Annotated in this window: 16 protein-coding genes; 9 read left to right on the top strand and 7 right to left on the bottom strand. The window is 65.9% G+C overall.

Annotated features, from left to right (window positions below; genetic code table 11):
- Positions 1-26 precede the first annotated feature (26 nt).
- Complete coding sequence (locus SPMU_RS09145) at positions 27-1199, top strand: alpha-hydroxy-acid oxidizing protein (protein WP_088333698.1); 1173 nt, start codon at positions 27-29, stop codon at positions 1197-1199.
- A 99-nt stretch (positions 1200-1298) separates the two neighbouring features.
- On the opposite strand, the gene SPMU_RS09140 is transcribed toward SPMU_RS09145, so the two are convergent.
- Entirely contained in the window at positions 1299-3779 is a 2481-nt protein-coding gene (locus tag SPMU_RS09140; protein WP_088333697.1) for a PhoX family protein, read from the bottom strand.
- Positions 3780-4164: 385 nt separating this feature from the next.
- Between SPMU_RS09140 and rplJ the strand changes: the two genes are divergently transcribed.
- From rplJ to SPMU_RS09125, 3 genes are all read left to right on the top strand, one after another.
- Positions 4165-4680 carry a 50S ribosomal protein L10 gene (rplJ, locus tag SPMU_RS09135; RefSeq protein WP_088333696.1) on the top strand — a complete coding sequence of 172 codons (516 nt, stop codon included), beginning with the start codon at positions 4165-4167 and terminating at the stop codon, positions 4678-4680.
- 48 nt (positions 4681-4728) lie between these two features.
- Complete coding sequence (rplL, locus tag SPMU_RS09130; protein WP_088333549.1) at positions 4729-5106, top strand: 50S ribosomal protein L7/L12; 378 nt, start codon at positions 4729-4731, stop codon at positions 5104-5106.
- 224 nt (positions 5107-5330) lie between these two features.
- Positions 5331-6785 carry a hypothetical protein gene (locus SPMU_RS09125; RefSeq protein WP_140418437.1) on the top strand — a complete coding sequence of 485 codons (1455 nt, stop codon included), beginning with the start codon at positions 5331-5333 and terminating at the stop codon, positions 6783-6785.
- 30 nt (positions 6786-6815) lie between these two features.
- Here SPMU_RS09125 and SPMU_RS09120 read toward each other — a convergent pair whose 3' ends face one another.
- On the bottom strand, positions 6816-8111 hold the full coding sequence (locus tag SPMU_RS09120; RefSeq protein WP_140418436.1) for a hypothetical protein: 1296 nt from the start codon (positions 8109-8111) through the stop codon (positions 6816-6818).
- 43 nt (positions 8112-8154) lie between these two features.
- On the bottom strand, positions 8155-10080 hold the full coding sequence (locus tag SPMU_RS09115) for a CocE/NonD family hydrolase (protein WP_088333546.1): 1926 nt from the start codon (positions 10078-10080) through the stop codon (positions 8155-8157).
- A gap of 226 nt (positions 10081-10306) precedes the next feature.
- Between SPMU_RS09115 and SPMU_RS09110 the strand changes: the two genes are divergently transcribed.
- The 4 genes from SPMU_RS09110 (at position 10307) to SPMU_RS09095 (ending at position 21282) form a co-directional block, all read left to right on the top strand.
- The gene (locus SPMU_RS09110; RefSeq protein WP_088333545.1) at positions 10307-11788 is read left to right on the top strand and encodes a hypothetical protein; all 1482 of its coding nucleotides are present in this window, start codon (positions 10307-10309) and stop codon (positions 11786-11788) included.
- Positions 11789-12006: 218 nt separating this feature from the next.
- The gene (rpoB, locus tag SPMU_RS09105) at positions 12007-16161 is read left to right on the top strand and encodes a DNA-directed RNA polymerase subunit beta (RefSeq protein WP_088333544.1); all 4155 of its coding nucleotides are present in this window, start codon (positions 12007-12009) and stop codon (positions 16159-16161) included.
- A gap of 73 nt (positions 16162-16234) precedes the next feature.
- A complete protein-coding gene (gene rpoC, locus SPMU_RS09100) occupies positions 16235-20512 on the top strand; it encodes a DNA-directed RNA polymerase subunit beta' (RefSeq protein WP_088333543.1) in 4278 nt (1425 codons plus the stop codon).
- A gap of 212 nt (positions 20513-20724) precedes the next feature.
- Positions 20725-21282 (top strand): DUF1993 domain-containing protein, encoded by a 558-nt coding sequence (locus SPMU_RS09095; RefSeq protein WP_088333542.1) that lies wholly within the window; start codon positions 20725-20727, stop codon positions 21280-21282.
- Between the two features lie 103 nt (positions 21283-21385).
- On the opposite strand, the gene SPMU_RS09090 is transcribed toward SPMU_RS09095, so the two are convergent.
- The 4 genes from SPMU_RS09090 to SPMU_RS09075 form a co-directional block, all read right to left on the bottom strand.
- Positions 21386-21910 (bottom strand): GNAT family N-acetyltransferase, encoded by a 525-nt coding sequence (locus tag SPMU_RS09090; protein ID WP_245832957.1) that lies wholly within the window; start codon positions 21908-21910, stop codon positions 21386-21388.
- Positions 21907-22710 (bottom strand): LysR family transcriptional regulator, encoded by an 804-nt coding sequence (locus tag SPMU_RS09085; protein WP_088333540.1) that lies wholly within the window; start codon positions 22708-22710, stop codon positions 21907-21909. Before SPMU_RS09085 ends, SPMU_RS09090 begins: the two co-directional genes overlap by 4 nt.
- Before the next feature lie 111 nt (positions 22711-22821).
- Positions 22822-23220 carry a Co2+/Mg2+ efflux protein ApaG gene (gene apaG / locus SPMU_RS09080; RefSeq protein WP_088333539.1) on the bottom strand — a complete coding sequence of 133 codons (399 nt, stop codon included), beginning with the start codon at positions 23218-23220 and terminating at the stop codon, positions 22822-22824.
- On the bottom strand, positions 23217-24425 hold the full coding sequence (locus SPMU_RS09075; RefSeq protein ID WP_088333695.1) for a trans-sulfuration enzyme family protein: 1209 nt from the start codon (positions 24423-24425) through the stop codon (positions 23217-23219). The genes apaG and SPMU_RS09075 overlap by 4 nt, the downstream gene beginning before the upstream one ends.
- Before the next feature lie 329 nt (positions 24426-24754).
- On the opposite strand from SPMU_RS09075, the gene SPMU_RS09070 reads away from it, so the two are divergent.
- Entirely contained in the window at positions 24755-25972 is a 1218-nt protein-coding gene (locus tag SPMU_RS09070) for a phospholipid carrier-dependent glycosyltransferase (RefSeq protein ID WP_088333538.1), read from the top strand.
- Positions 25973-25975: the final 3 nt, after the last annotated feature.

The raw sequence follows: 25975 nt of genomic DNA, 5'->3' as shown, positions 1-25975 counted from the left end.
CAATGCGCGCAAAGGAGAGCGTATCCATGCCGCATTATGGCGACCTGCAAACCCAGATCTACGGCGCCGGCCTGTCCGGCATCGTCCCCACCTACCCGGTCGATTTCGCCACGCTGGAGAAGCGCGCACAGTCTGCGCTGCCACCGCATGTGCTGACCTACGTCCAGGGCGGCTGCGGTGACGAATACACCCAGGACGAGAACGCCCGCGCGTTCCGCCACTGGGGCATGGTGCCGCGCATGATGGTCGACGCGACTCACCGCGACCTCTCGATCAAGCTATTCGGCCTGCAGCTGCCCTCGCCGGTCTTCATGGCCCCGATCGGCGTCACCGGCATGATGACGCAGGACCAGCACGGCGACATCGCCGCCGCCCAAGCCTCCGCGCTCACCGGCGTGCCGTTGACCGCCTCCACCCTGTCGAACGATCCGCTGGAGGATGTGAAGGTGGCGTGCGGTGAGACGCCCGCCTTCTTCCAGCTCTACACGCCGCGCGACAGGGAACTCGCCGAAAGCCTCGTCTCGCGCGCCGAGACGGCTGGCTACAAGGCGCTTGTCGTCACGCTTGACACCTGGGTCACCGGCTGGCGCCCGCGCGACCTCAACCCGTCGAACTTCCCGCAGCTGCGCGGCCATGTGCTCCAGAACTATTTCACCGATCCGCGCTTTCGCCAGATGCTGGGCGGCAAGGCACCGGAGGAGGATCTGCGCACCGCAATCGGCACATGGGGTGCCACGTTTGGCAAGGTGCTGACGTGGGACGACATGGCTTGGCTGAAGTCGATCACCAACCTGCCGATCGTGCTAAAGGGCAACTGCCACCCGGACGACGCGCGCCGCGCAATCGATAGTGGCGCGGACGGCATCTACGTGTCGAACCATGGCGGGCGGCAGGCAAACGGCGGCATCGCGGCGATCGACATGCTACCCGCAGTGGCCGAAGCGGTCGCAGGGCGCGTGCCGGTGCTGTTCGATTCCGGCATCCGGTCGGGTACCGATGTGGTGAAGGCGATCGCGCTCGGCGCCGACGCCGTGGGCGTCGGCCGGCCCTATTCCTACGGCTTGGCGCTGGGCGGCGCAGCGGGCTGCGCGCATGTGCTCAAGTGCATTCTCGCCGAAGCGGACCTGCTGATGGCCGTGAACGGCTGGCCCACGCTGAAGGCGGTACGCGAGGCAGGCGCCAATAGAACGGACCGTTAAGCCGAGATCCGGTCGGAACCACGCCCGTCAGCGGAACTGCTGAGGCAAAAAAGAGGCCCCGCTCCCGAAGGAGCGGGGCCTCTTGTCACACGAGCCGGATCAGATCCCGACCAGGCCGCCATCCTGACGGGTGATCACGATTGTCGCCGAACGCGGGCGGCTGCTCGGCGCAGCGGCGCCGTTCTGCGTCGCCGGCCAGTTGGACGTGATGTTATCCGGCCCGCCAGTCTCGCCCGGGTGCTGGATGTTGACGAACAACGCCTTGCCGTCCGGCGTCGAGGTGATGCCGGTGATCTCGCACTCCTTCGGACCAACGAGGAAGCGCTTCAGCGTCGCGCCGGGCGCCTTGCCGACGCGGGTCGTTGCGGTGCTGGTGCCGGCTGGCGTCGAATTGTTCACGGTCTTGGTGCCGCCATCACCGACCCGACCCGGAATGGCCGCGAGCATCTGATTGTTGGTAACGTCCGTGAAGGCGCCGTCATCGGTCTGCAGCCACATGACCGGGTTTGCGCCCTGCCCCGCCACGTTCGATGGCAGGCTGAACCACAGGCCGTCCGGCGACGAGAAGTCGTTGGTGTCGTCCAGCCCCGACAGGTTGATGTTGTCCTTGTTTAGGTCGCTGCCCGCGCCAAAGGCATAGACGTCCCAGGTGAACGCCGTCGCCTCGGTCGTGTCGCCATTCTCGCGCAGACGGACGACATGGCCATTGACGTTGCCGGCGCTGTTGCTGCGACCATCGGTACGCGGATCGACATAAGATCGCGGGTTGGCCGCATCGGTGCGAGCGGGTGAGCGCGACGAATTGTTGGTGAGCGTGCAATACATCTCGCCATTCGCCGGGTTCACTGCGGTCCACTCCGGCCGGTCCATCGGCGTCGCACCGACGAGGTCGGCAGCGATACGGCAATTGATCAGCACGTCGGCCTGATCCGCGAAGGGATAGGTCGCGTTGGCACTGGTCAGCGGCCCCGTGTTGAACGTCAGCGGCAGCCACTGGCCACTGCCATCAGCATTGAACTTGGCGACGTAAAGCGTGCCGGCATCAAGATATTTGTCGCCCGTGGCCAGGCGATCAGCCGCATTGGCGTCGGCTGCCGTCCAGGGCGTGTTCGACACGAACTTGTAGATATATTCGTTCTGCGCATCGTCCCCCATGTAGAAGGCGGGCTTCACGCCGGCGATCATCCGGCCGGGCTCCACGCCCTCATGGTTCATGCGGCCAAGCGCGGTGCGCTTGCGCGGCGTGGATTGCGGGTTGTACGGGTCGATCTCGACAATCCAGCCGTACTGGAACGGCTCGTGGCGGAAATCGGCGGTGCCGTCGGGCGCTGCGTCAGCCGTTGCGGTGGCATTCCACTTGCGGAAGATGGTGCTGCTTGAATCTGCCGGCGTCACCGTGGTCCAGCCGTAGTTTCCGGCACGGCCTTCGCCGATGCCGTAGCGCGCCAGGCTGGTGTTTTCCTTGGCACGCCCAGCAGCGGTGCGCACGGCCGCATCGCCGCGATCGCGCCGGAAATAACCGGCCCAATTCTCTTCGGCGGTCGCGTAAGTGCCCCACGGCATCGCGCCATTGGCGCAGTTATTGATGGTGCCGCGCCCTTGTGTACCATCCTTGGAATAGAGGGTGCGTAGCTGCACATCGCCACGCGCCGGCCCGTTGAACACCATCGGGGTGTTCGGCGTGATGCGCCGGTTCAGCGACGATGCCTGGACGTAGCTCCACGCGGATGCACCGCGCGTCACTTCGACCACCGACACGCCGTGCGCCTCGATCTCCTTGATCGCTTCCGCCTCCGGGCGCACGCCGCCGGTGGTCGTCTGGCCGCGCGGGTGCAGGTACGTTTCGACGATGTTCTCGTGGTTCAGCGCGAGCAGGCCACGCGTACTGCTGGACGGATCGCGCGTTGCGCCAGTCGCTGCCAGCCCGAAGAAGCTCATGCCATCATGTTGGTCACCGGCGCGCGTGGAGAAATTGCTGTCGGACCCGTCGTTGGCGAACGCGGGCGTGCTGGCGTTGATCGGGTCGCCCATGCGGTACAGCACGGTCACCGTATAGCCCGCTGGCACGGTGACCAGGTCGTTGCGGTTCTTGGGAACGGCAGTGAAGTCCAGCGTCGCCGGCGTCACGGTGACCGTCGTATCCGCCGTTGCGGTGTCGCCAACACCTGTAGTGCCGGTGAAGCGGAAGACGAGCGGGGTGGAGGCGCTCACCGCAGGCGCCGTGAAGCTGGCCGTGTTGGTGTTCGCGTTGCTCAGCGTCACGGTCGGGCCGCTCACCTGGGCCCAGCCGACGGTGCGTGCCGTCGTGCTCGCCGTGCCCTGCAGCGTAACGGTCTTGCCGGCGCTGGTCGTCGCCCCCTGCCCGGCCGTCACCGTCACGGTTTCGCGCTGCAGCAGGTCGTCCTCATCGCAACCCGCGAGCAGCACGCCGCCGAACACCGCAGTGGTCATGGCCGTCAACCCGCCGCGCAGCGTCTGGCGCCGCGAATAACGGCTGGCGATCAGATCGTTGAGATGGCCATTCGCGCTGCGGTTCGTATCGATGTCACCATCGTCGTAGAGAAAGGTTGAGTCGGTCATGGTCCCCCCGGGAGCTGGCGTGTTTTCAGCCTTCTGGCGGCGCAGAATGACGGCGCCATTGCCGCTCCATGTCGTATTGGTTGCGGTTTGATGTGCGTTCGGAGACACTTGACCGGGCGCGTCAATCCGCTATGGAGCCGCGCTTGCCATGCCTTTCGGGGCATTGGCGCCGTCCGAGACAGCGGGTGGACCCTTGGTCCTTAATTCCCCGCCGAGACGGGGACAGGATTTCACCGCGATCGCTTCGGCGCTCCGGTCTGCCGCTCGCCCTGATGGGCCTGCGACTGCTTCCCATTCCCCATCGCTGGACAACTACACACGGCTTCCGTGTGTGGATCGTAACCGGCCGCAGCCTTCGGGATGCGGCCAAAGTGTGGAGAATGGCATGGATCGTGCTGAAAAGGCCGCAGCCGTCGCCGAACTCAAGCAGACCTTCTCCGAGGTCGGCGTGGTGGTCGTCACCCGCAACCTCGGCCTCACCGTTGCGCAATCGACGCAGCTGAGGACGAAGATGCGCGAGGCCGGCGCCGTGTTCAAGGTCTCGAAGAACAAGCTTGCCAAGATCGCGCTCGATGGCACCGACTATGACGGTCTGGGTGAGTATTTCACCGGTCCGGTCGGTCTCGCGACCTCGGTCGACCCCGTTGCGGCTGCCAAGGTGGCCGTGGACTTCGCCAAGACGACCGACAAGTTCGAGATCGTCGGCGGCGGCATGGGTTCGACCAAGCTCGACGTGGAGGGCGTGAAGGCGCTCGCCACGATGCCGTCGCTCGACGAGCTCCGGGCGAAGATCGTCGGTCTCATCGTGGCCCCGGCCACCAAGATCGCGACCATCACCCAGGCGCCCGCCGCGCAGATCGCGCGCGTGCTTGCAGCTTACTCGGAAAAGGAAGCCGCCTGATCCTTCAGGCAGCATCGTTTCACCTGAACGTTTCAAAGGAAGTATATCATGGCAGACCTGAACGCGCTGGTTGACCAGCTGTCCGAACTGACCGTCCTCGAGGCGGCTGAGCTCTCGAAGCTCCTCGAAGAGAAGTGGGGCGTTTCGGCCGCAGCAGCGGTTGCAGCAGCTCCGGCTGGTGGCGGCGGCGCCGCTGCTCCGGCAGAAGAAGAGAAGACCGAGTTCGACGTGATCCTCACCGGCGACGGTGGCAAGAAGATCAACGTCATCAAGGAGGTCCGCGCGATCACCGGTCTCGGCCTGACCGAGGCGAAGACGCTGGTCGAGTCGGCTCCGAAGGCCGTCAAGGAAGGCGTCTCGAAGGACGAGGCCGAGAAGGTCAAGAAGCAGCTTGAAGAAGCTGGCGCGACCGTCGAGGTCAAGTAAGCCGCTGCGGGGAAGACGGGTCATGCTGGCCCGCATCCCCGCAAGGCCGGCCGACGTGGGCAATGCCCACGATCGACGTCACGGGACTTGCTCCCGTGACGGCTCGCCGATGAAAAAGGCGGCACCTTCGCGGGTGCCGCCTTTTTCGTGTCTGGTCACATCACACACTGCCAAATCCCGCGTAGTAACCGAGCCGAAACCACTGCCGGGTTAGCCCCTCGCGGGTGACCACCGGCACCCTCCCGATGTCCTTCCCCTTGCCACAGACGCTTCGGCATTGGTGGCCGATGGTCCTGGTCGTCGCGATCGCCTTGGCGCAGCAGGCCTTCTCCTCGATAGATTGCGACGTGTCCTGGCTCATCACAACCGCGGAGCGGATGCTCGGCGGCGCGCGGCTGTACCGCGACGTCGAGGAAGTGAACCCGCCCGCCTCCGTCCTGCTCTATGTACCGCCGGTGGCGATCGGCCGGCTGCTCGGCATCCGCCCCGAAGCACTGACGGTCGCGATGGTCAGTGCGCTCGCCGTCCTGTCGCTGCGCCACGCCAGCCGCATCCTCGCTCCGCCGCCCGCCCACCTGCCGCTGGTGGCCGCCGCTGCCGCCTTCATCCTTCTCGTGCTTCCCGCCGATCTGTTCGCGCAGCGCGAGCATGTCGCGTTGATCGCCGGCCTGCCCATGTTTGCCGTTATCATCACCCGATCACGCGCCGTTCCGGTCCGCACGATCGATGCCGCGGTCGCCGGCTGCGCTGCCGGGATCATGATCGCGATCAAGCCCCATCTTGCCCTGGCGCTCGTGCTGCCGGCGCTCTGGTCGGCCCTGCGGCGGCGCAGCCTTGATGCGGCAAAAGCGCCGGAATGGATCGCAGCAGGCGTGGTGTGCGCCTCCTATCTGCTCGTCGTGCAGCTCGGCTTTCCTGATTACACCGCGCGCATGCTGCCGCTGCTTCGCCTGGTGTACCTTCCGGGGCGCGACAGCTGGTCGAACCTGCTCGCCGGGCCGATGATCGTGATCCCTGGTGTGGCGGCAATCCTTACCCTTTGGCTTGCCCGCTCCCGTCCTTCGAATGAAGCGGTTGTCATGCTGCTCGCCGCCGCCGGCTTTGCCGCGGCCGGGCTGATGCAGGGCAAAGGCTATCTCAACCATGGCTATCCGGCGGTTGCGACAGCCCTTTTCGCCATCACCCTGGAGCTTTCTCGGGCCGGCGCCGCGCGCCGCTTCGGCAGCCTGTGCGCCGTCCTCCTCGCGCTATCGGCCACCTATAGCTACGCCCGCGTGCCGGCGCCTTACGCTCTTCGCAATGCCGTGGAGCGGGTCGGCCCGCCGCGTCCGCGCCTCATCGGTATCTCCCTGGATTTTGCGCTCGGCCATCCACTTACCCGCTGGGTCGATGGGCAGTGGGTCGGCCGCCGCGGCAGCTTGTGGGTAACAGGCAATGCCTGGCAGCAATTGGAGCGCCCGACGCTCTCTGAGGCCGATCGCCGCGCCTACAAGGCCGCCGAGCGCACTGACGCGGCCATTCTCGCCCAGGACATCGCACGCCACAGGCCGGACGTCATCCTGGTGGACGACGTTCCCGGCCCACGATGGATCGCCGCGCACCCGCCGCTGGCGCAGGCCATGCGGGGCTACCAACCCGCCACCCGCGTAGGTCAGATCACATTATGGACGCCGCGCTAACCTGACGCTCGCGCTAACGGCGGCTCGCGCTCACCACTGGCCGCTGTGCGGGCGCACACCCACGGTATCGAACATGCGGCTTGGCTGATCGAGCCAGATCGGCCCCAGCTTCGCTTGCCCCGGCCGCTCGATCCCCAGCGCGTGGACAGCGGTCGTCTGCCCGCCCCCATGCACCGCGCGGATCGCCACCACCGGCACGAACATCGGCCGCCCGCCCGCCTGGAGCACCGTGATCGCGTCGCGCGGCATGGTGACCAATGCGCGAACACGCTTCGTCTCGCCGGGCGCGAGATCGAACGCCGGCACGGCCGGGCGCGGCACCGGTCCCGTAAATAGCGCCGCGATCGCCGCATCCTGCGCCGGCTGCGCGCTGGTCAGCCGCACGTCCAGCATCACGCCCCGCGCCGGCACATCCGACGCGTTGCGCACGACGACCGTCACATCAGCCGTGGCCGTTACCATGTTGACCCCGGCGCGGCTCACCATCGGATCGTCGAGCTCGATCCGGGCCGGCGGCATCTTGTTCGACAGGTCAAGGAACTGCGGCGCGCCGGCTGGCAGCACCGGCGGTTGCGGTTCAGGCGGAGCCTGAACCGGCGCCCGCACCTGCGCCTGCGGCTGTGCAGGCGACGCGGGCCGAGGCGGCGCCACCGGCGCTTCTGCGGGCGAGGGTTGGCCCGCGTCCGGCATTGGGGCGGGCAGCGCTTGCAGCCGCTCCGGCCGCCGCCGCCACAACAGCAATCCCGCGCCGGCCAAGACGATCAGTCCGATTACGACCGGCCAGAGCCAGCCCACACCGCCGCTGTCCGCCGAGTTGGCGACCGCAGCTGTATCTGCGGCGCCTGGCGCGATCTCAGCCGCTGTGTCCGGGAACGCTGCGCCCGCCTCCTCCTGCTCCGGCCCTTGCGGCACGCCTCCGGCCCCTGGCGACGAAGCAGCCGGAGCAACAGTTGCCGTCGGGACTGGTATCGGCGTTGCACCCGCGCGCGGCGCCGCGGTCGGCGCAGGTTGCGCGGCGGGGGTGCGCGTTGCGGCCGGGCTAGGGGTGGCAGTTGGTGTGGGGGTGGGCCGCGCAGCCGCTGCCCGCCCCGGCGATGTCGGCGTCGGCACCACCAGCGGTACCGCCGGTGAGGGCTCGCTCGTGGGCCCCGCCGTAGGGGTAGCCGTCGGCACCGGCTGCACGCGCGGCGTCGCTTCGGGCAGGCTGTAATTCTCCAGTCCCGGTATTGGCGTTGGCTGCACCTGCGCGCCAGCCATGCCCGCAATCCCCACAGTGCAGAGCGCTGCCGCCCCGGCCACCAGCCGTACCTTCTTCAACCCTGCCATGCTCATCGCGCTAATCGTGCCTACCTGAACGCTCGGCAACCACTCACGGCTGCGCGGGCGTCTGGCCGGCCGCCACCACGGGCAACCACACGGCACTGGCCTGCGCCCCGCCGCGAGACAGGGTGATGGTCGCCTTCTGATAATCTTCCTGCTTCGCCAGGAAGATGTTGGGCACGTACTTCTGCGGGTTCCGATCGTACAGCGGGAACAGCGACGATTGCACCTGCACCATGATGCGATGCCCCGGCTTGAACACATGATTCACCGTCGGCAGCCGGAAACGATAGCGCTGCACCTTGCCCGCGGGGATCGGCGTCGGCTTCTCGAAGCTGTCGCGATAGCGCCCGCGAAAGATGTCGAGGCTGATCGGCAGTTGATAGCCGCCCTTTTTCGGCTCGTTCGGGTAATCATCCGGATAAACGTCGATCACCTTTACGACAAAATCGCCGTCCGTCCCGGTCGTCTTGGCAAAGATCTCCGCCATCGGTGCGCCCGATACGCGCACTGCTTGGGTCAGCGGCGCAGTCTGATACGTCATCACGTCAGTGCGCCCGTCGACTGAGCGCTGGTCCGACACCAGCCACGCGCCCCAGCGCCCGTCCCCGAAGTTCACCGGGCGCGGCAGATGCGGCACGGGCTTGCCCGGATCGGAGACATAGCTGTCGCCGCCCGGCTGGCCCTTCTGGAACCCAAGCCCGCCGTCCGCGCCAAGATAGATCGGCGTCATCGGCGCCGCGCAGCCGGCGTCGCACGCCAGCGGCCATTGCGACAGCTTCTCCCAGCGATTGTCGCCGGTGTTGTAAATCAGCGCTTGTGGCGGGGTGAACGCCGGGCGCCCTTCCCGCAGATATTGATCGAAGAACGGGAAGAGATACTCTTCGCGCCACTCCGTCGCCGTGTCACCATTCCACTTGAAGTCACCCAGCGAGGAGCCGTCGTAATTGGCCTGGCTATGCCGCCACGGCCCCATCACGAGGAAGTTGTTGCCCGCTTTCCCCTTGGCCTTCAGCGCCTCCCACGCGGTGATCGCGCCATACATGTCCTCTTGGTCGAACAGCCCCTGTTCCCACATGGTCGGCACGTTCGACGGATTGGCCGCCAGCAGCTTGTCAAGCGCCTGCCCCCGCCAGAACCCGTCATAGGCAGGGTGCGCCACCATTCGCTGCCAATACGGCAGGTTGGCATATCCGGACTTTTCGGCCCAGGCGCCGGCCGATCCTATCCGGCGGAACTGCTCGTAATCGTCATAGATGCCGGAAACGGCTTCCGATCCCGCGCCCTTAAACCCGGTCTGCTTGCCCAGCCACGCGATGTTCGCCAGCCGGAACGCGCCATAGTGGAACCAGTCGTCCCCCATCCAGCCGTCGATCATCGGGCTTTCGGGCGCGGCGGCCTTCAGCGCCGGATGCGGGTTCAACAGCGCCATGGCGACGGTGAACCCTTCGTAGGATGAGCCAACCATACCCACCCGCCCGTTGGTCTCGGGCAGGTTCGCCTTGTTCACCAGCCAGTCGATCGTGTCATAGGCATCGGTGACGTGATCCACCTTGGTCTTATTGAGCGGGCCGATCACCGGGCGAGTAACGACATAATCGCCCTCTGAGCCATATTTGCCGCGGATGTCCTGAAACACGCGGATGTACCCGGCGCGCACGAACGGCTCGTCGCCCTGCGGCAGCAAGGACGCCATGTTCGGGCTGTTCGCGACCCGGTTGGCGCGGCCGGCGGCATTATACGGCGTGCGGGTCAGCAGGATCGGCGCATTGGTCGCGCCCTTGGGGATGACGATGACGGTGAACAGCTTGGTGCCGTCGCGCATCGGGATCATCACTTCGCGGCGGACGTAATCGCGCGCATCGGTGGGGTAGGCGAAGCTCGCCGGAACGTCGCCCGACAGCGGCGGCGTCTGCTGCGCGAGGGCGGGGGTCAGCGCCAGCGTGGCGCCGGCAAGCAGCAGCAGGAACTTCATGATCGCGACGCCTCTTCCCGGTTTCTCTGTCAATCGTCCCGTGTCGGGACGGAGCAAGGTGGAGCACACGGCATAGGCGCCATATCCGCCAGCGATCAACTGCTTGACGCACACGTGACGGACGCGTCGATTGTTGATCCCGATGCGCCGCGATTCCTCTCTTGTCGCCCTTGCCACGGCCGCCCCGGCCGCAGCAGGACCACGCCTTGGGTGGGCGCTCCTCGCCATGGCGCTGATCGCGCTTATTCCGTTTCTCGCCATACGCATTCCGTCCATGACCGACCTGCCGGGTCATATCGGCCGCTATTCGGTGATGCTGGACGGCGGGCGATCGCCATTCTTGGCGGCTTATTACAGCTTCGACTGGCGCGTGATCGGCAATCTTGGGTTGGATCTCTTCGTCGCCGCCTTCGGCTGGCTGGGGGCAGAGCGCGCCGCCTGGCTTGGCGCGGCGATCCTTGCCCCCCTCACAATCCTTGGCATGGCGGCGGTCAGCCGGGCGCTGCACGGGCGGGTGCAGCCGGGCGCGCTCGCTGCTTCCTGTTTCGCCATGTCGAACCCGCTGATGTTCGGCTTCGTCAATTATTGCCTTTCGCTGGCACTGGCGCTGTTCGGTTTCGCCGCTTGGGTTCGCTGGCGGGAAGCAGCGGCGTGGCGTGCCGTGCCGCTGCTCGCGCTAGTCGCACTGGCGACCTGGCTCGCCCATGCGGTGGGCTGGGGCGTGTTGGTCCTGCTGGTTGCAGGGTTCGAACTCGAGCGGCTGTGGCAGCGGCGCTCAGCCCCGCTGGCGCCAGCGGTCGCTGACGCGCTGCTGCGTGGCCTCGCGCTGGTGCCCCCCATCGTGCTCACGCTTGCATGGCGCGGGGACGGCGGCGCGCAGATCACCTGGGGAGACGATCTGCTGGTCCGCAAGGCGATGAACTGGGTCGTCGTGCTCCGCGGCGAGGCCAAATGGATTGACCTCGCAACCCCTATCATCCTCGCGCTCGCCTGCCTCGGGACGTGGCGGCGGCAGGCGATCGATTGGCGGCTGTTCACCGGCGCGCTATTGCTGGCATTCGCCGTCATGGTCATGCCCACCGTCCTCTTCGGCAGCTGGGGCGCGGACGAGCGCCTTGCCCCGGCAGCCGTGATCGCCGCGTTGCTGTCGCTCCGCTGGCGCAATGTCGCAAGCACTGATGCGCAGCGCGACCGACGCTTTATCACCACCTTCGTGTCGCTCGCCCTTGCGCTATTCGGCGTCCGTACGCTGATGATCGCCCGCGACTGGCACCGGCTCGACCACGACTATGCGGCGCACCTTGGCGCGCTTGACCGGGTTCCTCGCGGCGCGCGCGTGTTTGCGGTCGTGCTTCAGGATCGGTGCCACACGCCCTGGCAATCGACGGCCTATGTTCATCTGCCCAGCCTGGCGATCGGACGGCGCGCGGCGCTGGTGAACACTCAATGGTTGCTCCCGGGCGCCGCGATGCTCAAGGTCCGCTACCCGCTCGATCCGCGCTACGCCAACGACCCGTCGCAGATGGTGGACGGCTTTGATTGCGACGGGCCCCTTCCCGATCCGCTCGCCGCGCGCCGCAACGCATTGCGCTCCGGCCAGTGGCAATACCTCTGGGTATTGCAGACCCGCGGCACCGATCCGTGGCAAGGCCACCGGCCACTATATCGGGACGGCAACAGCGCGCTCTATCGGCTCCCCGCTGCGTGAGGGTGACTGGTTGACGCTGCGTACCCGCCGACCTATATCCCCGTTCTCACCACCAGCTTCGGGAAAAGACATGGCGTCGCGCACCGTGTCGAACGGATGGAAGCAGGTGGTTTCATAAGACGCTTCAAGGCTGCCGTCGTTCCGATAGGAACCTGACGTGCGGCCTTTTCGCGTCTTGTCCTGCGCCCGGACGAATTTGACCAAGGCGGTACAGCTACATGGCATCCAAGGCGATCGAATACGGCACTGCGAAGCGCCGCATCCGCAAGGTGTTCGGCAACATCCACGAAGTGGTGCAGATGCCGAACCTCATCGAGGTGCAGCGCGAGAGCTACGAACAGTTCCTGCGGTCCGATCCCTCGATCGGCTATGTCTCGGGTCTCGAGAAGACGCTGCGCAGCGTTTTCCCGATCCGTGACTTCGCCGGCACGGCAGAGCTTGACTTCGTGAACTACGAACTCGAACCGCCGAAGTTCGACGTCGAGGAATGCCGCCAGCGTGGCATCACCTACGCCGCGCCGATGCGCGTGACGCTTCGCCTCATCGTGTTCGAGGTGGATCCGGAAACGGAAACCCGCTCGGTGCTCGATATCAAGGAGCAGGACGTCTACATGGGCGACATGCCGCTGATGACGGAGAACGGCACGTTCTTCATCAACGGCACGGAGCGCGTGATCGTCAGCCAGATGCACCGTTCGCCGGGCGTCCTCTTCGATCACGATCGCGGCAAGACCCACGCGTCGGGCAAGTATCTCTTCGCCGCCCGTGTGATCCCGTATCGCGGTTCGTGGCTCGACTTCGAGTTCGACGCCAAGGACATCGTGAACGTCCGTATCGACCGTAAGCGCAAGCTGCCGGTCACGGCGCTGCTCTATGCGCTCGGCCTCAACAGCGAGGAAATCCTCAACCACTTCTACAACCGCGTCACCTATGTGCGCGGCGAAGGTGGCTGGCGCATCCCGTTCGCGGCGGAGAACTGGCGCGGCGTGAAGCCGACGTTCGACCTCGTTGACGCGAACTCGGGCGAAGTGGTGTTCCCGATGGGCACCAAGGTCACCCCGCGCGCTGCCAACAAGGCAGCCAAGGACGGCCTGACCGACCTCCTCATCCCGACCGAGGAAATCTACGGCCGCTATTCGGCCTATGATCTCATCAACGAGGGCACCGGTGAGATCTACGTCGAGGCCGGCGATGAGATCGGCCCGGACAATCTCGAAAAGCTCGACAAGGCGGGCATCGACCGCATCGAGCTGCTCGACATCGACCATGTCACCACCGGTCCGTGGATCCGCAACACGCTGAAGGCTGACAAGGCCGAAGAGCGCGAACAGGCGCTCAGCGACATCTATCGCGTGATGCGCCCTGGCGAGCCGCCGACGCTCGAAACGGCGGAGTCCCTGTTCTCCGGCCTGTTCTTCGATCCGGATCGCTACGACCTGTCGGCCGTGGGCCGCGTGAAGCTCAACATGCGCCTTGACCTCGATGCCGAGGACACGGTGACGACGCTGCGCACCGAGGACATCCTGGCAGTCGTGAAGACCCTGGTCGACCTGAAGGACGGGAAGGGCGAGATCGACGACATCGACAATCTCGGCAACCGCCGCGTGCGTTCGGTGGGCGAGCTGCTCGAGAACCAGTATCGCGTCGGCCTGCTGCGCATGGAGCGCGCGGTGAAGGAGCGCATGAGCTCGGTCGACGTGTCGACCGTCATGCCGAACGACCTCATCAACGCGAAGCCGGCCGTGGCCGCGGTGCGCGAATTCTTCGGCTCGTCGCAGCTGTCGCAGTTCATGGATCAGACCAACCCGCTCTCCGAAGTGACGCACAAGCGTCGCGTTTCGGCGCTCGGGCCGGGCGGTCTCACGCGTGAGCGTGCGGGCTTCGAAGTCCGTGACGTTCACCCGACGCACTATGGCCGCATCTGCCCGATCGAGACGCCGGAAGGCCCGAACATCGGTCTGATCAACTCGCTGTCGACCTTTGCGCGCGTCAACAAGTACGGCTTCATCGAGACGCCGTACCGCCGCGTGGTCGACCGCAAGGTGACCGGCGAGGTCGTGTACCTTTCCGCGATGGAGGAGCAGAAGCACACGGTCGCGCAGGCCAACGCCGAGCTCGACGCAGACGGCCGCTTCACCGAGGAACTGATCTCGGCGCGTCAGGCAGGTGAATTCCTGATGGCACTTCCTGAGAACATCACCCTCATGGACGTGTCGCCCAAGCAGCTCGTTTCCGTCGCCGCCTCGCTGATCCCGTTCCTGGAGAACGACGACGCGAACCGCGCACTGATGGGCTCGAACATGCAGCGTCAGGCCGTGCCGCTGGTGAAGGCGGAAGCGCCGTTCGTCGGCACCGGCATGGAAGAGACCGTCGCACGGGACTCGGGCGCCGCCATCTCGGCACGCCGCGCCGGCATCGTCGACCAGGTCGACGCCAGCCGCATCGTGATCCGCGCCACCGGTCAGGTCGATGCGGGCAAGTCGGGCGTGGACATCTACACGCTGATGAAGTTCCAGCGTTCGAACCAGTCGACCTGCATCAACCAGCGTCCGCTGGTGAAGGTGGGTGACGTGGTCAACGCCGGTGACATCCTCGCCGACGGTCCGTCGACGGAGTTCGGCGAGCTGGCGCTGGGCCGCAACGCGCTCGTCGCGTTCATGCCGTGGAATGGCTACAACTACGAGGACTCGATCCTCATCTCCGAGCGGATCGTGAAGGACGACGTGTTCACGTCGATCCACATCGACGAGTTCGAAGTGATGGCTCGCGACACGAAGCTTGGGCCAGAGGACATCACGCGCGACATCCCGAATGTCGGCGAGGAAGCACTGCGCAACCTCGACGAGGCGGGCATCGTGTACGTGGGTGCCGAGGTCGAGCCGGGCGACATCCTCGTCGGCAAGATCACGCCAAAGGGCGAAAGCCCGATGACGCCGGAAGAAAAGCTCCTCCGCGCCATCTTCGGTGAAAAGGCCAGCGACGTGCGCGACACCTCGCTTCGCCTGCCGCCGGGCGTTGCCGGTACGATCGTCGACGTGCGCGTCTTCAATCGTCACGGCATCGACAAGGACGAGCGCGCGATGGCGATCGAGCGCGAAGAGATCGAGCGCCTGAAGAAGGACTCGGACGACGAGCGCACGATCCTCAACCGGGCGACCTGGAGCCGCCTACGCGAGATGCTGATCGACCAGACCGCCACGGCGGTGCCGAAGGGCGGCCCCAAGAAGGGTGCCGTGATCGATCAGGACATGCTCGACAGCGTCGACCGCCACGAATGGTGGAAGTTCGCCGTCGCCGACGATCAGGTCCAGTCGGATCTGGAAGCGGTGAAGGCGCAGTATGACGAGGCCGCGAAGCTCATCAAGGAGAAGTTCGAGGATCGTCGCGAGAAGCTGGAGCGTGGCGACGAGCTGCCGCCGGGCGTGCTCAAGATGGTCAAGGTCTTCGTCGCGGTGAAGCGCAAGCTGCAGCCGGGCGACAAGATGGCCGGCCGTCACGGCAACAAGGGCGTCATCTCCCGCATCCTGCCGGTGGAGGACATGCCGTTCCTCGCCGACGGGACGCCGGTCGATCTCGTGCTGAACCCGCTGGGCGTGCCATCGCGCATGAACGTCGGTCAGATCTTCGAGACGCACCTCGGCTGGGCCGCACGTGGCCTTGGCCAACAGATCGCGCAGCAACTCGAAGACTGGCGTGAGGCCAATCCGGATGCCACCGCGGGCGCGATGCCCGAGGCGGTGAAGGACCGGCTGAAGACGATCTACGGCGAGCACTATGCTGACGAGATCGAGGCACGTGACGCGCAGGGCATCATCGAGCTGGCGAACAATCTGAAGCCGGGCATCCCGATGGGCACCCCGGTGTTCGACGGCGCGGTTGAGGCGGACGTTTCGGCGATGCTGGAGCTGGCGGGTCTCGATCCGTCGGGTCAGTCGGACCTGTTCGACGGGCGCACCGGCGATCAGTTCGACCGCAAGGTGACGGTAGGCATCATCTACATGCTCAAGCTGCACCACCTTGTGGACGACAAGATCCACGCACGGTCGATCGGCCCGTACAGCCTCGTCACCCAGCAGCCGCTGGGTGGTAAGGCGCAGTTCGGCGGCCAGCGCTTCGGCGAGATGGAGGTGTGGGCGCTGCAGGCATACGGTGCTGCGTACACGCTCCAGGAGATGCTGACGGTGAAGTCCGACGACGTGGTCGGCCGTACCAAGGTCTATGAGGCGATCGTCAAGGGTGACGACACGTTCGAGGCCGGCATCCCGGAGAGCTTCAACGTGCTCGTCAAGGAAATGCGTTCGCTGGGCCTCAACGTCGAGCTGAAGAGCATGGAAGAGGCGGACGACGGCGACCTGGCCGAGGCGGCCGAGTAACGGCCACCTCCGACGATCGACCATCCCTCCCCTAGCCCCTCCCGCTTCCGCGGGAGGGGGAAGAGGTAGAAAAATGAACGAACTTACGAACTTCGCGAATCCCGTCGCCAAGACGGAGACCTTCGACCAGATCCAGATCGGCATCGCGTCCCCGGACCGCATCCGCTCCTGGTCGTTCGGCGAGATCAAGAAGCCGGAAACGATCAACTACCGCACGTTCAAGCCCGAGCGTGACGGCCTGTTCTGCGCGCGCATCTTCGGTCCGATCAAGGACTACGAATGCTTGTGCGGCAAGTACAAGCGGATGAAGTACAAGGGCATCGTCTGCGAAAAGTGCGGCGTCGAGGTCACCGTCTCGAAGGTCCGCCGTGAGCGGATGGGCCATATTGAGCTGGCCGCGCCGGTCGCGCACATCTGGTTCCTGAAGTCGCTGCCGTCGCGCATCGGCCTCTTGCTCGACATGCAGCTCAAGCAGCTTGAGCGCGTGCTGTACTTCGAGGCGTACATCGTCATCGAACCGGGCCTGACCCCGCTCGAGAAGTTCCAGCTGCTCACCGAGGACGAGCTACTTGAGGCGCAGGACGAATATGGCGAAGACGCCTTCTCCGCCGGCATCGGCGCCGAGGCCGTGCGCATCATGCTCGAAAGCCTCGATCTCGAAGGCGAGAAGACGGCTCTTCTGGAAGAGCTGGCGACGACCAAGTCGGAGCTGAAGCCCAAGAAGATCATCAAGCGACTGAAGGTCGTCGAGAGCTTCCTGGAATCGGGCAACCGTCCGGAGTGGATGATCCTCGAGGTCGTTCCGGTCATCCCGCCCGAGCTTCGCCCGCTGGTGCCGCTCGATGGCGGCCGCTTCGCGACGTCGGATCTGAACGATCTTTATCGCCGCGTGATCAACCGCAACAATCGCCTGAAGCGCCTGATGGAGCTGCGTGCGCCGGACATCATCGTCCGCAACGAAAAGCGCATGCTTCAGGAGGCTGTTGACGCCCTGTTCGACAACGGCCGTCGTGGCCGCACGATCACGGGCGCGAACAAGCGTCCGCTGAAGTCGCTGTCCGACATGCTCAAGGGCAAGCAGGGCCGCTTCCGTCAGAACCTGCTCGGCAAGCGCGTCGACTATTCGGGTCGTTCGGTCATCGTGACCGGTCCGGAGCTCAAGCTGCACCAGTGCGGCCTGCCCAAGAAGATGGCGCTCGAGCTGTTCAAGCCGTTCATCTACGCCCGTCTCGACGCCAAGGGCCTCAGCATGACGCTGAAGCAGGCGAAGAAGTGGGTCGAGAAGGAGCGCAAGGAAGTTTGGGACATCCTGGACGAAGTGATCCGTGAGCACCCGGTTCTGCTGAACCGCGCGCCGACGCTTCACCGTCTTGGCATTCAGGCGTTCGAGCCGGTTCTGATCGAAGGCAAGGCGATCCAGCTTCACCCGCTGGTCTGCTCGGCCTTCAACGCCGATTTCGACGGTGACCAGATGGCCGTTCACGTCCCGCTGAGCCTTGAGGCACAGCTGGAAGCGCGCGTCCTGATGATGTCGACCAACAACATCCTGTCGCCAGCGAACGGCAAGCCGATCATCGTGCCGTCGCAGGACATGGTGCTCGGTCTCTACTATCTCTCGATGGAGAAGCAGAACGAGCCGGGCGAAGGCATGCTGCTGGCGGACATGCAGGAGGTGCACCAGGCGCTTAACGCCGGTGCTGTCACCCTGCATACCAAGGTCATTAGCCGCGTTCCGCAGACTGACGAGCAGGGCAACCAGTACCTGAAGCGCTTCGAGACCACGCCGGGCCGCATGCTGCTCGGCGAGTGCCTCCCGAAGAGCCACAAGGTGCCGTTCGACGTCGTCAATCGCCTCCTGACCAAGAAGGACGTCACCGACGTCATCGACGAGGTGTATCGTCACACCGGTCAGAAGGAGACGGTGCTGTTCGCCGATGCCATCATGTCGCTTGGCTTCCGCCACGCGTTCAAGGCCGGCATCTCGTTCGGCAAGGACGACATGATCATCGCCCCGGACAAGACCAAGCTGGTCGATGAGACGCGCGATCAGGTGAAGGACTTCGAGCAGCAGTATCAGGACGGCCTGATCACGCAGCAGGAGAAGTACAACAAGGTGATCGACGCCTGGAGCCGTTGCGGTGATCAGGTGGCGAACTCGATGATGAACGAGATCAAGGCCGTTCGCATCGACGAGGAGACCGGCCGTGAGAAGCCGATCAACTCGATCTACATGATGGCGCACTCCGGTGCGCGTGGTTCGCAGGCGCAGATCAAGCAGCTTGCCGGCATGCGCGGCCTCATGGCCAAGCCGTCGGGCGAGATCATCGAAACGCCGATCATCTCGAACTTCAAGGAAGGCCTCACCGTCCTTGAATACTTCAACTCCACCCACGGCGCGCGTAAGGGCCTCGCGGATACGGCGTTGAAGACGGCGAACTCGGGGTACCTCACCCGCCGTCTCGTTGACGTGTCGCAGGATTGCGTCATCGTCGAGGACGATTGCGGCACCGAGCGCGCGCTGGAGATGAAGGCGATCGTTCAGGGCGGCTCGACCATCGCGTCGCTCGGCGAGCGTATTCTCGGCCGTACGACGGCGGAGGACATCGTCGACAGCAAGTCGGGCGAGATCGTGATCCCGATCGGCACGCTGCTCGACGAGCCGATGGTGGCGAAGATCGAGGCGACGGGCATTCCCGCCGTCAAGATCCGCTCGCCGCTGGTCTGCGAAAGCAAGATCGGTGTCTGCGGCAAGTGCTACGGGCGTGATCTCGCCCGCGGTACCCCGGTGAACATCGGCGAGGCTGTCGGCGTCATCGCGGCGCAGTCGATCGGTGAGCCGGGCACGCAGCTGACGATGCGTACCTTCCACATCGGCGGCGCGGCGCAGCTCAACGAGCAGTCGAACCTCGAAGCGCCGGTCGACGGCACGATCGAGTATCGCGATCTGCGCATCATCGTCGACCAGCGTGGTCGTCGCGTGGTGCTCAGCCGCTCGGGCGAAGTTGCGATCGTCGACATGGATGGCCGCGAGCTTGCAGTGCACAAGATCCCGTACGGCGCGAACGTGCTGTGCGATGATGGGCACATCATCAGCGCTGGCGATCGCATCGCCGAATGGGATCCGTTCACCATGCCGGTGATCACGGAAACGGGCGGCACGGTGAAGTACCAGGACCTCATCGAAGGCAAGACGCTGACCGAGCAGGTCGACGAGGCAACGGGCATCGCCCAGCGCGTCGTGATCGAATATCGTGCAGCGGCGCGTACCAAGGAGGATCTGCGTCCGCGCATCACCCTGCTTGACGAAGGTTCGGGTGAAGCTGCTCGCTACATGCTGGCAGCGGGTGCGGTGCTCTCGGTTGACGATAACTCGACGGTGTATGCCGGCGACGTCGTTGCCCGTGTCGCTCGCGAGTCCGCCAAGACGCGCGACATCACCGGCGGTCTGCCGCGTGTTGCCGAGCTGTTCGAAGCGCGCAAGCCGAAGGAAAATGCGATCATCGCAAAGGTCTCGGGCCGCGTGGTGTTCGGCAAGGACTATAAGGCGAAGCGCAAGATCGGCATCCAGCCCGAGGACGGCGGCGAGGTGGTGGAATACCTCATCCCGAAGTCGAAGGTGATCGACGTTCAGGAAGGCGACTACGTAAAGCGTGGCGACAACCTGATCGGCGGCAGCCCGGATCCGCACGACATTCTCGAGGTGCTCGGCATCGAGCCGCTCGCGGAATATCTCGTGTCGGAAATCCAGGAAGTCTATCGACTCCAGGGCGTGAAGATCAACGACAAGCACATCGAGACGATCGTTCGTCAGATGCTGCAAAAGGTCGAGATCACCGAGGCCGGCGACACCACCCTGCTCCCCGGCGAGCAGGTGGACCGTGCGGAGATGGACGAGGTCAACGCGAAGCTCGGCAAGAACGAGGCGCCCGCCCAGGGCAAGCCGATCCTGCTCGGCATCACCAAGGCGTCGCTGCAGACCCGGTCGTTCATCTCGGCCGCGTCGTTCCAGGAGACCACCCGCGTCCTCACCGAGGCGGCGGTCCAGGGCAAGCAGGACACGCTGATGGGCCTGAAGGAGAACGTCATCGTCGGCCGGCTCATCCCGGCAGGCACTGGCGCCGGCATGAACCGACTGCGTGTTGCCGCCTCCTCGCGTGACGCGGCGCTCCGCGTGCAGCAGCGCAAGCTGTCGGAGATGCTCATCGCGCCGAACAGCGCCGAGGAGCTGCGCGCCGCGGAGAACGCCCGCAGCGCGCGTGAAGACGTCGGCACCGGCGACGATCCGCTTGCCGCCGTTGTGCCCTCGGGCGACGGCAGCGACGAGGCCGCCGGCGAGTATCTGAACGACTGATCGTTCGGATCAGCCTGATGCAATCAGCCCCGCCGGAGCGATCCGGCGGGGCTTTTTGTTGCTCGGCATTGGTCTTCAACCCCACCGCGCCTCGCCGATCACGTGGAAGCTCGCGACCGCAACGCGCGCTGAACCGCCCACCGGCGCGAACGCGCTTGACGCCCCCTCCCGCGCCGCGCTTTGCTCCGTCATCAATCGGGAAGAGCAACATAATGACGCTGCCGGATCTACTCGTACAAACCTACGTGCCGATGCTCGGCACGATGTCGAACTGGCTCGCCAAGGCCGAGGCGCAACAGCCGCCGATCGATGCGCAGGCGCTGCCCGCAGCGCGGCTCGCGCCGGACATGTTCCCGCTCGCGACCCAAGTCCGCTTCGCCTGCCGTCAGGCGCTGGAGGGCGTGTTCCGGCTACAGGGCCGCGACTTCTCGCCGCTGTTCGACACGCTGATTGAGGAAGGTCGCAATGCCGGCGAGCGGCCGGGGACACTGGCCGATGCGCGCGCGCGGATCGACGAGACGCTTGCCGCCGTCGAGGCTGCCGCGGCGCAACCCACCGCGATCGAGCCCACCGCGCCGCTGGAGCACGCGCTGCCCAATGGCATGGTGCTGGATCTGACGGCGGAGCAATATGCGCGCGACTGGGCGCTGCCGCAGTTCTACTTCCACGTCGTCACCGCTTATGCGATCCTGCGCGCGCAGGGCGTCGATCTCGGCAAGGTGGATTATGTCGCGCACATGGCCCCGCACATCCGCCCGCCGGCGAGCTGATCCGGGCTTGCCCCGACCTGGGCGGGCCACCATCGTGGTTCCGCCGGATCAGACGTGGCGGATTGCCACCTTTCGTTAGCGGTGAAAGACGCTGTGAGCGCGACTACGCCGCCCGCCACTCGTCGCGCAGCAATCCCCAGATCACGCTGTCGCGCACGCCAATGTGCGTGTGCCACTCCGCGCGCAGCAGGCCCTCGCGCCGAAACCCAAGGCTTGTCAGCAGCGCCATCGACCGCTCGTTCTCGGCGTCCGTGTCGGCATAGACCCGCCGTGCGCCCTCGGCGAAGAGCAGGTCGATCAGCGCGCTCACCGCTTCTCCGGCATAGCCGTGGCCCGAGGCCGCGGCAGAGAGAAGATACCCGATTTCCATCACCCCGGCGCGCCGCTCGCCCGCCGCCAGCGTGCCGATGGCGCGGCCGCTGATCTTGTCGATGATCACCCACTGCCGCCACTCATCGCCCGCATGCGGCGTGACGTAAGCGATCGTCTCCTCCACCGATCGATGCGGCGGGGTCGACCAGAAGCGCATGACGCCGGGATCGCCATAAGCCTCGTACAAGGCTGGCGCGTCGCTCGGCGTCGGTGCGCGGATCGATAGCCGCGCGCTCTCGAACGGGTTCGCCTTCACGCGGCCCCAAATCCGGCCAGCGCCTCCACCAGCGCCTGCACCTTCTGCTGGCGCCATTGCGGCAGCGGCGCGACCAGCCAATAGCCGAGGCGGGACGGGCGCGGCTCGCCGATCGCGACCACATGCCCGGCCGCCAGATCGCGCGCCGCCAGCAATTCCGGCACCGTCGCGCGTCCCAGCCCCTGCGCGGCGGCGTCCAGCGCCAGCCCGGCGTCGCCGACGCGGATCAGCGCGCCGCCGTCCTCGCTGCCATGCCCCGGCCAGGCGATCGTCGCCGCGGCGCCGCCCCCGGCCCGCTCCACCACCACCATGCCCTCGCTCTCGATCGCCTCGCCCTCAAGCCCGCCCGGACCCTCGCCCCAGGTGATCGCAAGGTCGAGGTTCGCCTCGGTGAAATCGGGCGGGCTGTCGGACGCGACCAGCACGAAGCGCAATTCGCCATCGACGCGCGCAATCTCGGCCAGCCGCGGCAGCAGCCATTTCTCGGTCAGATCGCGCGGCGCGGCAATCGTCAGCGATTTGGACGATTGCCCCGCCTGCATGGCGCGCACCGCCTCTTCGAACTGGAGAAAGCCGTCGCGCAGCGCGGCAAGGCCGGCCTCGCCCTCCGGCGTCAGCTCCAGCCCCTTGGTGGTGCGGCGAAACAGCACCACGCCCAGCGTATCCTCCAATGCGCGGATCTGCTGCCCGACGGCTGCCGGCGTCACCGCCAGCTCGTCTGCGGCGCGGGTGAAGGACAGGTGGCGGGCGGCGGCATCCAGCACGCGCAGGCCATTCAGTGGAAGGTGCGTACGCTTCACCGGGCCATACCTCTGCGAAATGGGAGAGACCGGGGCAAATGGTATAATGGGCTCATCACCATTCGCGCGACATGCCCTCCCCTCACCCCGCTCGCAAGCGGCGCGGGCATTTTACTCGGCGACGGCGGGCGCGATCAGCGCGAATTTCGGGATCGCCACGTCCATCCTGGCGCCGTCCGCGCCGATCATCCGGTAACTGCCCAGCATCGATCCGGTCGGCGTCGCCAGCGGGCATCCGGATACGTAATCATAGCTTGCGCCCGGTGCGATCAGCGGCTGCTCGCCCACCACGCCTTCGCCCTCCACCGAATGGCGCGCGCCCCGGCCATCGGTAATGGTCCAATGGCGGGTCAGCAGCTGCACGGCCTGCTCGCCGTCATTCTCGATCCGGATGTGATACGCCCAAAACCAGCGCCCCCGCCCCGGCTCCGATTGTTCGGGCAGATAGCTGACCGAGACGCGCACGGTGATCCCCTGCGTCGTTTCGGACGAGGGGAAGAAAGCCTTCACAAGCCAACCTTGCGCAAGGCCTGGTCCAGATCCTCGATCAGGTCCTGCGGATCCTCCAGCCCGACGTTCAGCCGCAGCATACCCTCGGTCACGCCCATTTCCTCGCGCTTGTCGGGCGCCACCGAATTGTGCGTCGTGGAGGCGGGATGGGTCATCAGCGATCGGGAATCGCCGATGTTGTTGGAAATGTCGATCAGCGCCAGCCCGTCGAGCAACCCATGCGCCTGCGTGCGCCCACCATCAAGCAGGATGGCGAAGATCGGCCCCGCGGCCTCCATCTGGCTCATCGCCAGATTGTGCTGCGGGTGGCTGGGTAGGCCGGGGTAAAGGACGGTGGGCACGCGCCCTTCCAGAAAGCTCGCGACTTTTACCGCATTCTCGGATTGCCGCCGGATGCGCAGGTCCAGCGTCTCCAGGCCCTTCAGCACCACCCACGCATTGAACGGCGACAGCGTCGGCCCCGTGTTGCGCGTGAACGGGAGCAGCGTGTTCTCGATGAAATCCTCGGTGCCGCACACGGCGCCGGCCAGCACGCGCCCCTGCCCGTCCATCATCTTGGTGGCGGAGTAGGCGGTCACATCAGCGCCAAACTCCATCGGCCGCTGCAAGGCCGGGGTGGCAAAGGCGTTGTCGACCACGCTGGTGATGCCGCGATCGCGCGCAATGCCGCACACCGCCTTCAGGTCAACGACATCCATCGTCGGATTGGCGGGCGTTTCGAAGAAGAACACCTTGGTTTCGGGCCGCACGGCATCCGCAAACGCCTGCGGATCGCGCGCGTCCACCACCGTGGTCGCGATGCCGAATTTCGGCAACAGATTGTCGAGCAGCCAGCGACACGATCCGAACGCCGCGCGGCCGCCCACGACATGGTCGCCCGCCTGGAGCTGGCTCAGCAGCACCGCGGTCATCGCCGCCATGCCGGTCGCCATCGTCCGGCATGCCTCCGCCCCTTCCAGAATGGCGATCCGTTGCTCCAGCATTTCCACCGTGGGGTTCTGCAGCCGGGAATAGGTCATCCCCTCCTGCTCGCCGGCAAAGCGAGCCGCCGCGTCGCCCGCGCAATCGTAGGAATAGCCCGAGGTGACGAAGATCGCTTCGGACGTCTCCCCGAATTCGGAGCGTGCGGTCCCCCCGCGGATCGCGCGTGTGGCGGGGCGCCACGTGTCGGTGATGGAGCGGTCCTGTCCGGTGCGACGTTTCATGGTGCCCGCTTTCGGCCAATCCCGGCCGGCTTTCAAGGCTGTCCTCCGCGTGCCGAACGTGCCGAGCGTGCCCCGCGGTGCGCTGCTGCGCGATCAGGGCCACACGCTCCGGCGGCGGCAGAGTGTCACCGATTTGCCCCTGGGCTGTCCTACACCCCCGCGACCATGGCAAAGACAGGCCCTGCACCATTGGAGCCGCGCGAATGTTGAGAGATACCCCGCCACCGTCTCAACTTTCTCAACATTCGCGCCCTGCCGTTCCCCACAGCGCCAGCGCTGGCAGGGCGCCAAGTGCCGCAGCGATCCCTGTCGAAGCGGCCCCGCGCAGCATGCTGCGCCGCCCGCTGCCGCTCGCCATCCTCATCTTCGTGCTGGCCGAGGCGCTGTTCCTCATCCGCCTATCGGTGCCGCACCAATTCGTGTTCGACGAGGTCCACTACGTGCCCGCCGCCCGGGCGCTGATCGCGCTTTCCGGGCCGACCAACATCGAACACCCGCTGCTCGGCAAGTCGCTGATCGCGCTTGGCATGCTGATTTTCGGCGATACGCCCCTGGGCTGGCGGTTCATGTCCACGCTGGCCGGCAGCGTGACCCTTGTCTCGATGTTCGCAACCACTTGGCTGATCACCGGACGCCTGAGCCCCAGCCTCATCGCAGCCGCGCTGACGCTGCTGAGCTTCACGCTCTATGTTCAGGCCCGCATTGCGATGCTCGACGGGTTCATGCTCGCCTTTCTGGCCAGCGCCATCGCCATGATCGCCTGGACCCTGCGCGCCGGCGGCTGGTGGCGCTGGTCGACCGCCGCCGTTCTGCTAGGCCTCGCGGTCGGCTGCAAATGGCTCGCCGCGCCTTATGTCGCCTTCGCCGGCGCAGCCTTCGTGATCTGCAAACTCGGCGACCAGCGACGCTTTCCCGGATTGCCGATCTGGCCCGCGCTCCTGGTGCTGGGATCCGTCTCAGGCTTCGCCTACCTCCTCACCTTCGCTCCCGCCTTTTTCTACACCGCCGAGCCACTCACGCTGGCGCGCCTGATCCCGTTTCAGCTCGAAATGTACCAGCGCCAGACGCAGGTTCTTCCGGCCCACGCCTATCAATCGGATTGGTGGTCCTGGCCGCTGCTGATCAGGCCGATCTGGTATCTTTATGAGCCCGTCGACGGCGCCCAGCGCGGTATCCTGCTGCTGGGAAACCCCGCGATCATGTGGAGCGGGTTGGTGGCGGTGGCGGCGTGCTGGGGCGGCTGGATCCGCCACGGATCGCCCCGCCTCTTCGCTGCCGCAGCGCTATGGACCGGCAGCCTCGGCATCTGGGCCGTGATCCCGAAATCACTCGGCTTCTATTATTATTATTTCCCCTCCAGCATCTTCATCGTCCTGCCAATCGTGCTGGTGCTCGATCACTGGCGCACGCGGCTGCGCGGCGCCGATCTGGTGCTTCTCGGTATCGCCTTGGCGCTGGCAGTGTACTTCTTCCCGCTCCTGTCGGCGCAGGCGCTGCCCGATGCGACTGCCTTTCGCCGCTGGATGTGGTTCAGCAGCTGGGTCTGATCC

The sequence above is a fragment of the Sphingomonas mucosissima genome, from assembly GCF_002197665.1.
Taxonomy (GTDB): Bacteria; Pseudomonadota; Alphaproteobacteria; order Sphingomonadales; family Sphingomonadaceae; genus Sphingomonas; species Sphingomonas mucosissima.
This window is presented reverse-complemented; position numbering and strand designations above follow the sequence as displayed.

Bases quoted from the DNA above. Each gene is read 5' to 3' on its own strand.
- SPMU_RS09115 (WP_088333546.1), bottom strand. From the start codon at position 10,080: ATGAAGTTCCTGCTGCTGCTTGCCGGCGCCACGCTGGCGCTGACCCCC.
- SPMU_RS09075 (WP_088333695.1), bottom strand. From the start codon at position 24,425: ATGAAACGTCGCACCGGACAGGACCGCTCCATCACCGACACGTGGCGC.
- SPMU_RS09110 (WP_088333545.1), top strand. From the start codon at position 10,307: ATGGCGCTGATCGCGCTTATTCCGTTTCTCGCCATACGCATTCCGTCC.
- rplJ (WP_088333696.1), top strand. From the start codon at position 4,165: ATGGATCGTGCTGAAAAGGCCGCAGCCGTCGCCGAACTCAAGCAGACC.
- SPMU_RS09095 (WP_088333542.1), top strand. From the start codon at position 20,725: ATGACGCTGCCGGATCTACTCGTACAAACCTACGTGCCGATGCTCGGC.
- rpoB (WP_088333544.1), top strand. From the start codon at position 12,007: ATGGCATCCAAGGCGATCGAATACGGCACTGCGAAGCGCCGCATCCGC.
- rpoC (WP_088333543.1), top strand. From the start codon at position 16,235: ATGAACGAACTTACGAACTTCGCGAATCCCGTCGCCAAGACGGAGACC.
- rplL (WP_088333549.1), top strand. From the start codon at position 4,729: ATGGCAGACCTGAACGCGCTGGTTGACCAGCTGTCCGAACTGACCGTC.
- SPMU_RS09140 (WP_088333697.1), bottom strand. From the start codon at position 3,779: ATGACCGACTCAACCTTTCTCTACGACGATGGTGACATCGATACGAAC.
- SPMU_RS09145 (WP_088333698.1), top strand. From the start codon at position 27: ATGCCGCATTATGGCGACCTGCAAACCCAGATCTACGGCGCCGGCCTG.
- SPMU_RS09120 (WP_140418436.1), bottom strand. From the start codon at position 8,111: ATGGCAGGGTTGAAGAAGGTACGGCTGGTGGCCGGGGCGGCAGCGCTC.
- SPMU_RS09070 (WP_088333538.1), top strand. From the start codon at position 24,755: ATGCTGCGCCGCCCGCTGCCGCTCGCCATCCTCATCTTCGTGCTGGCC.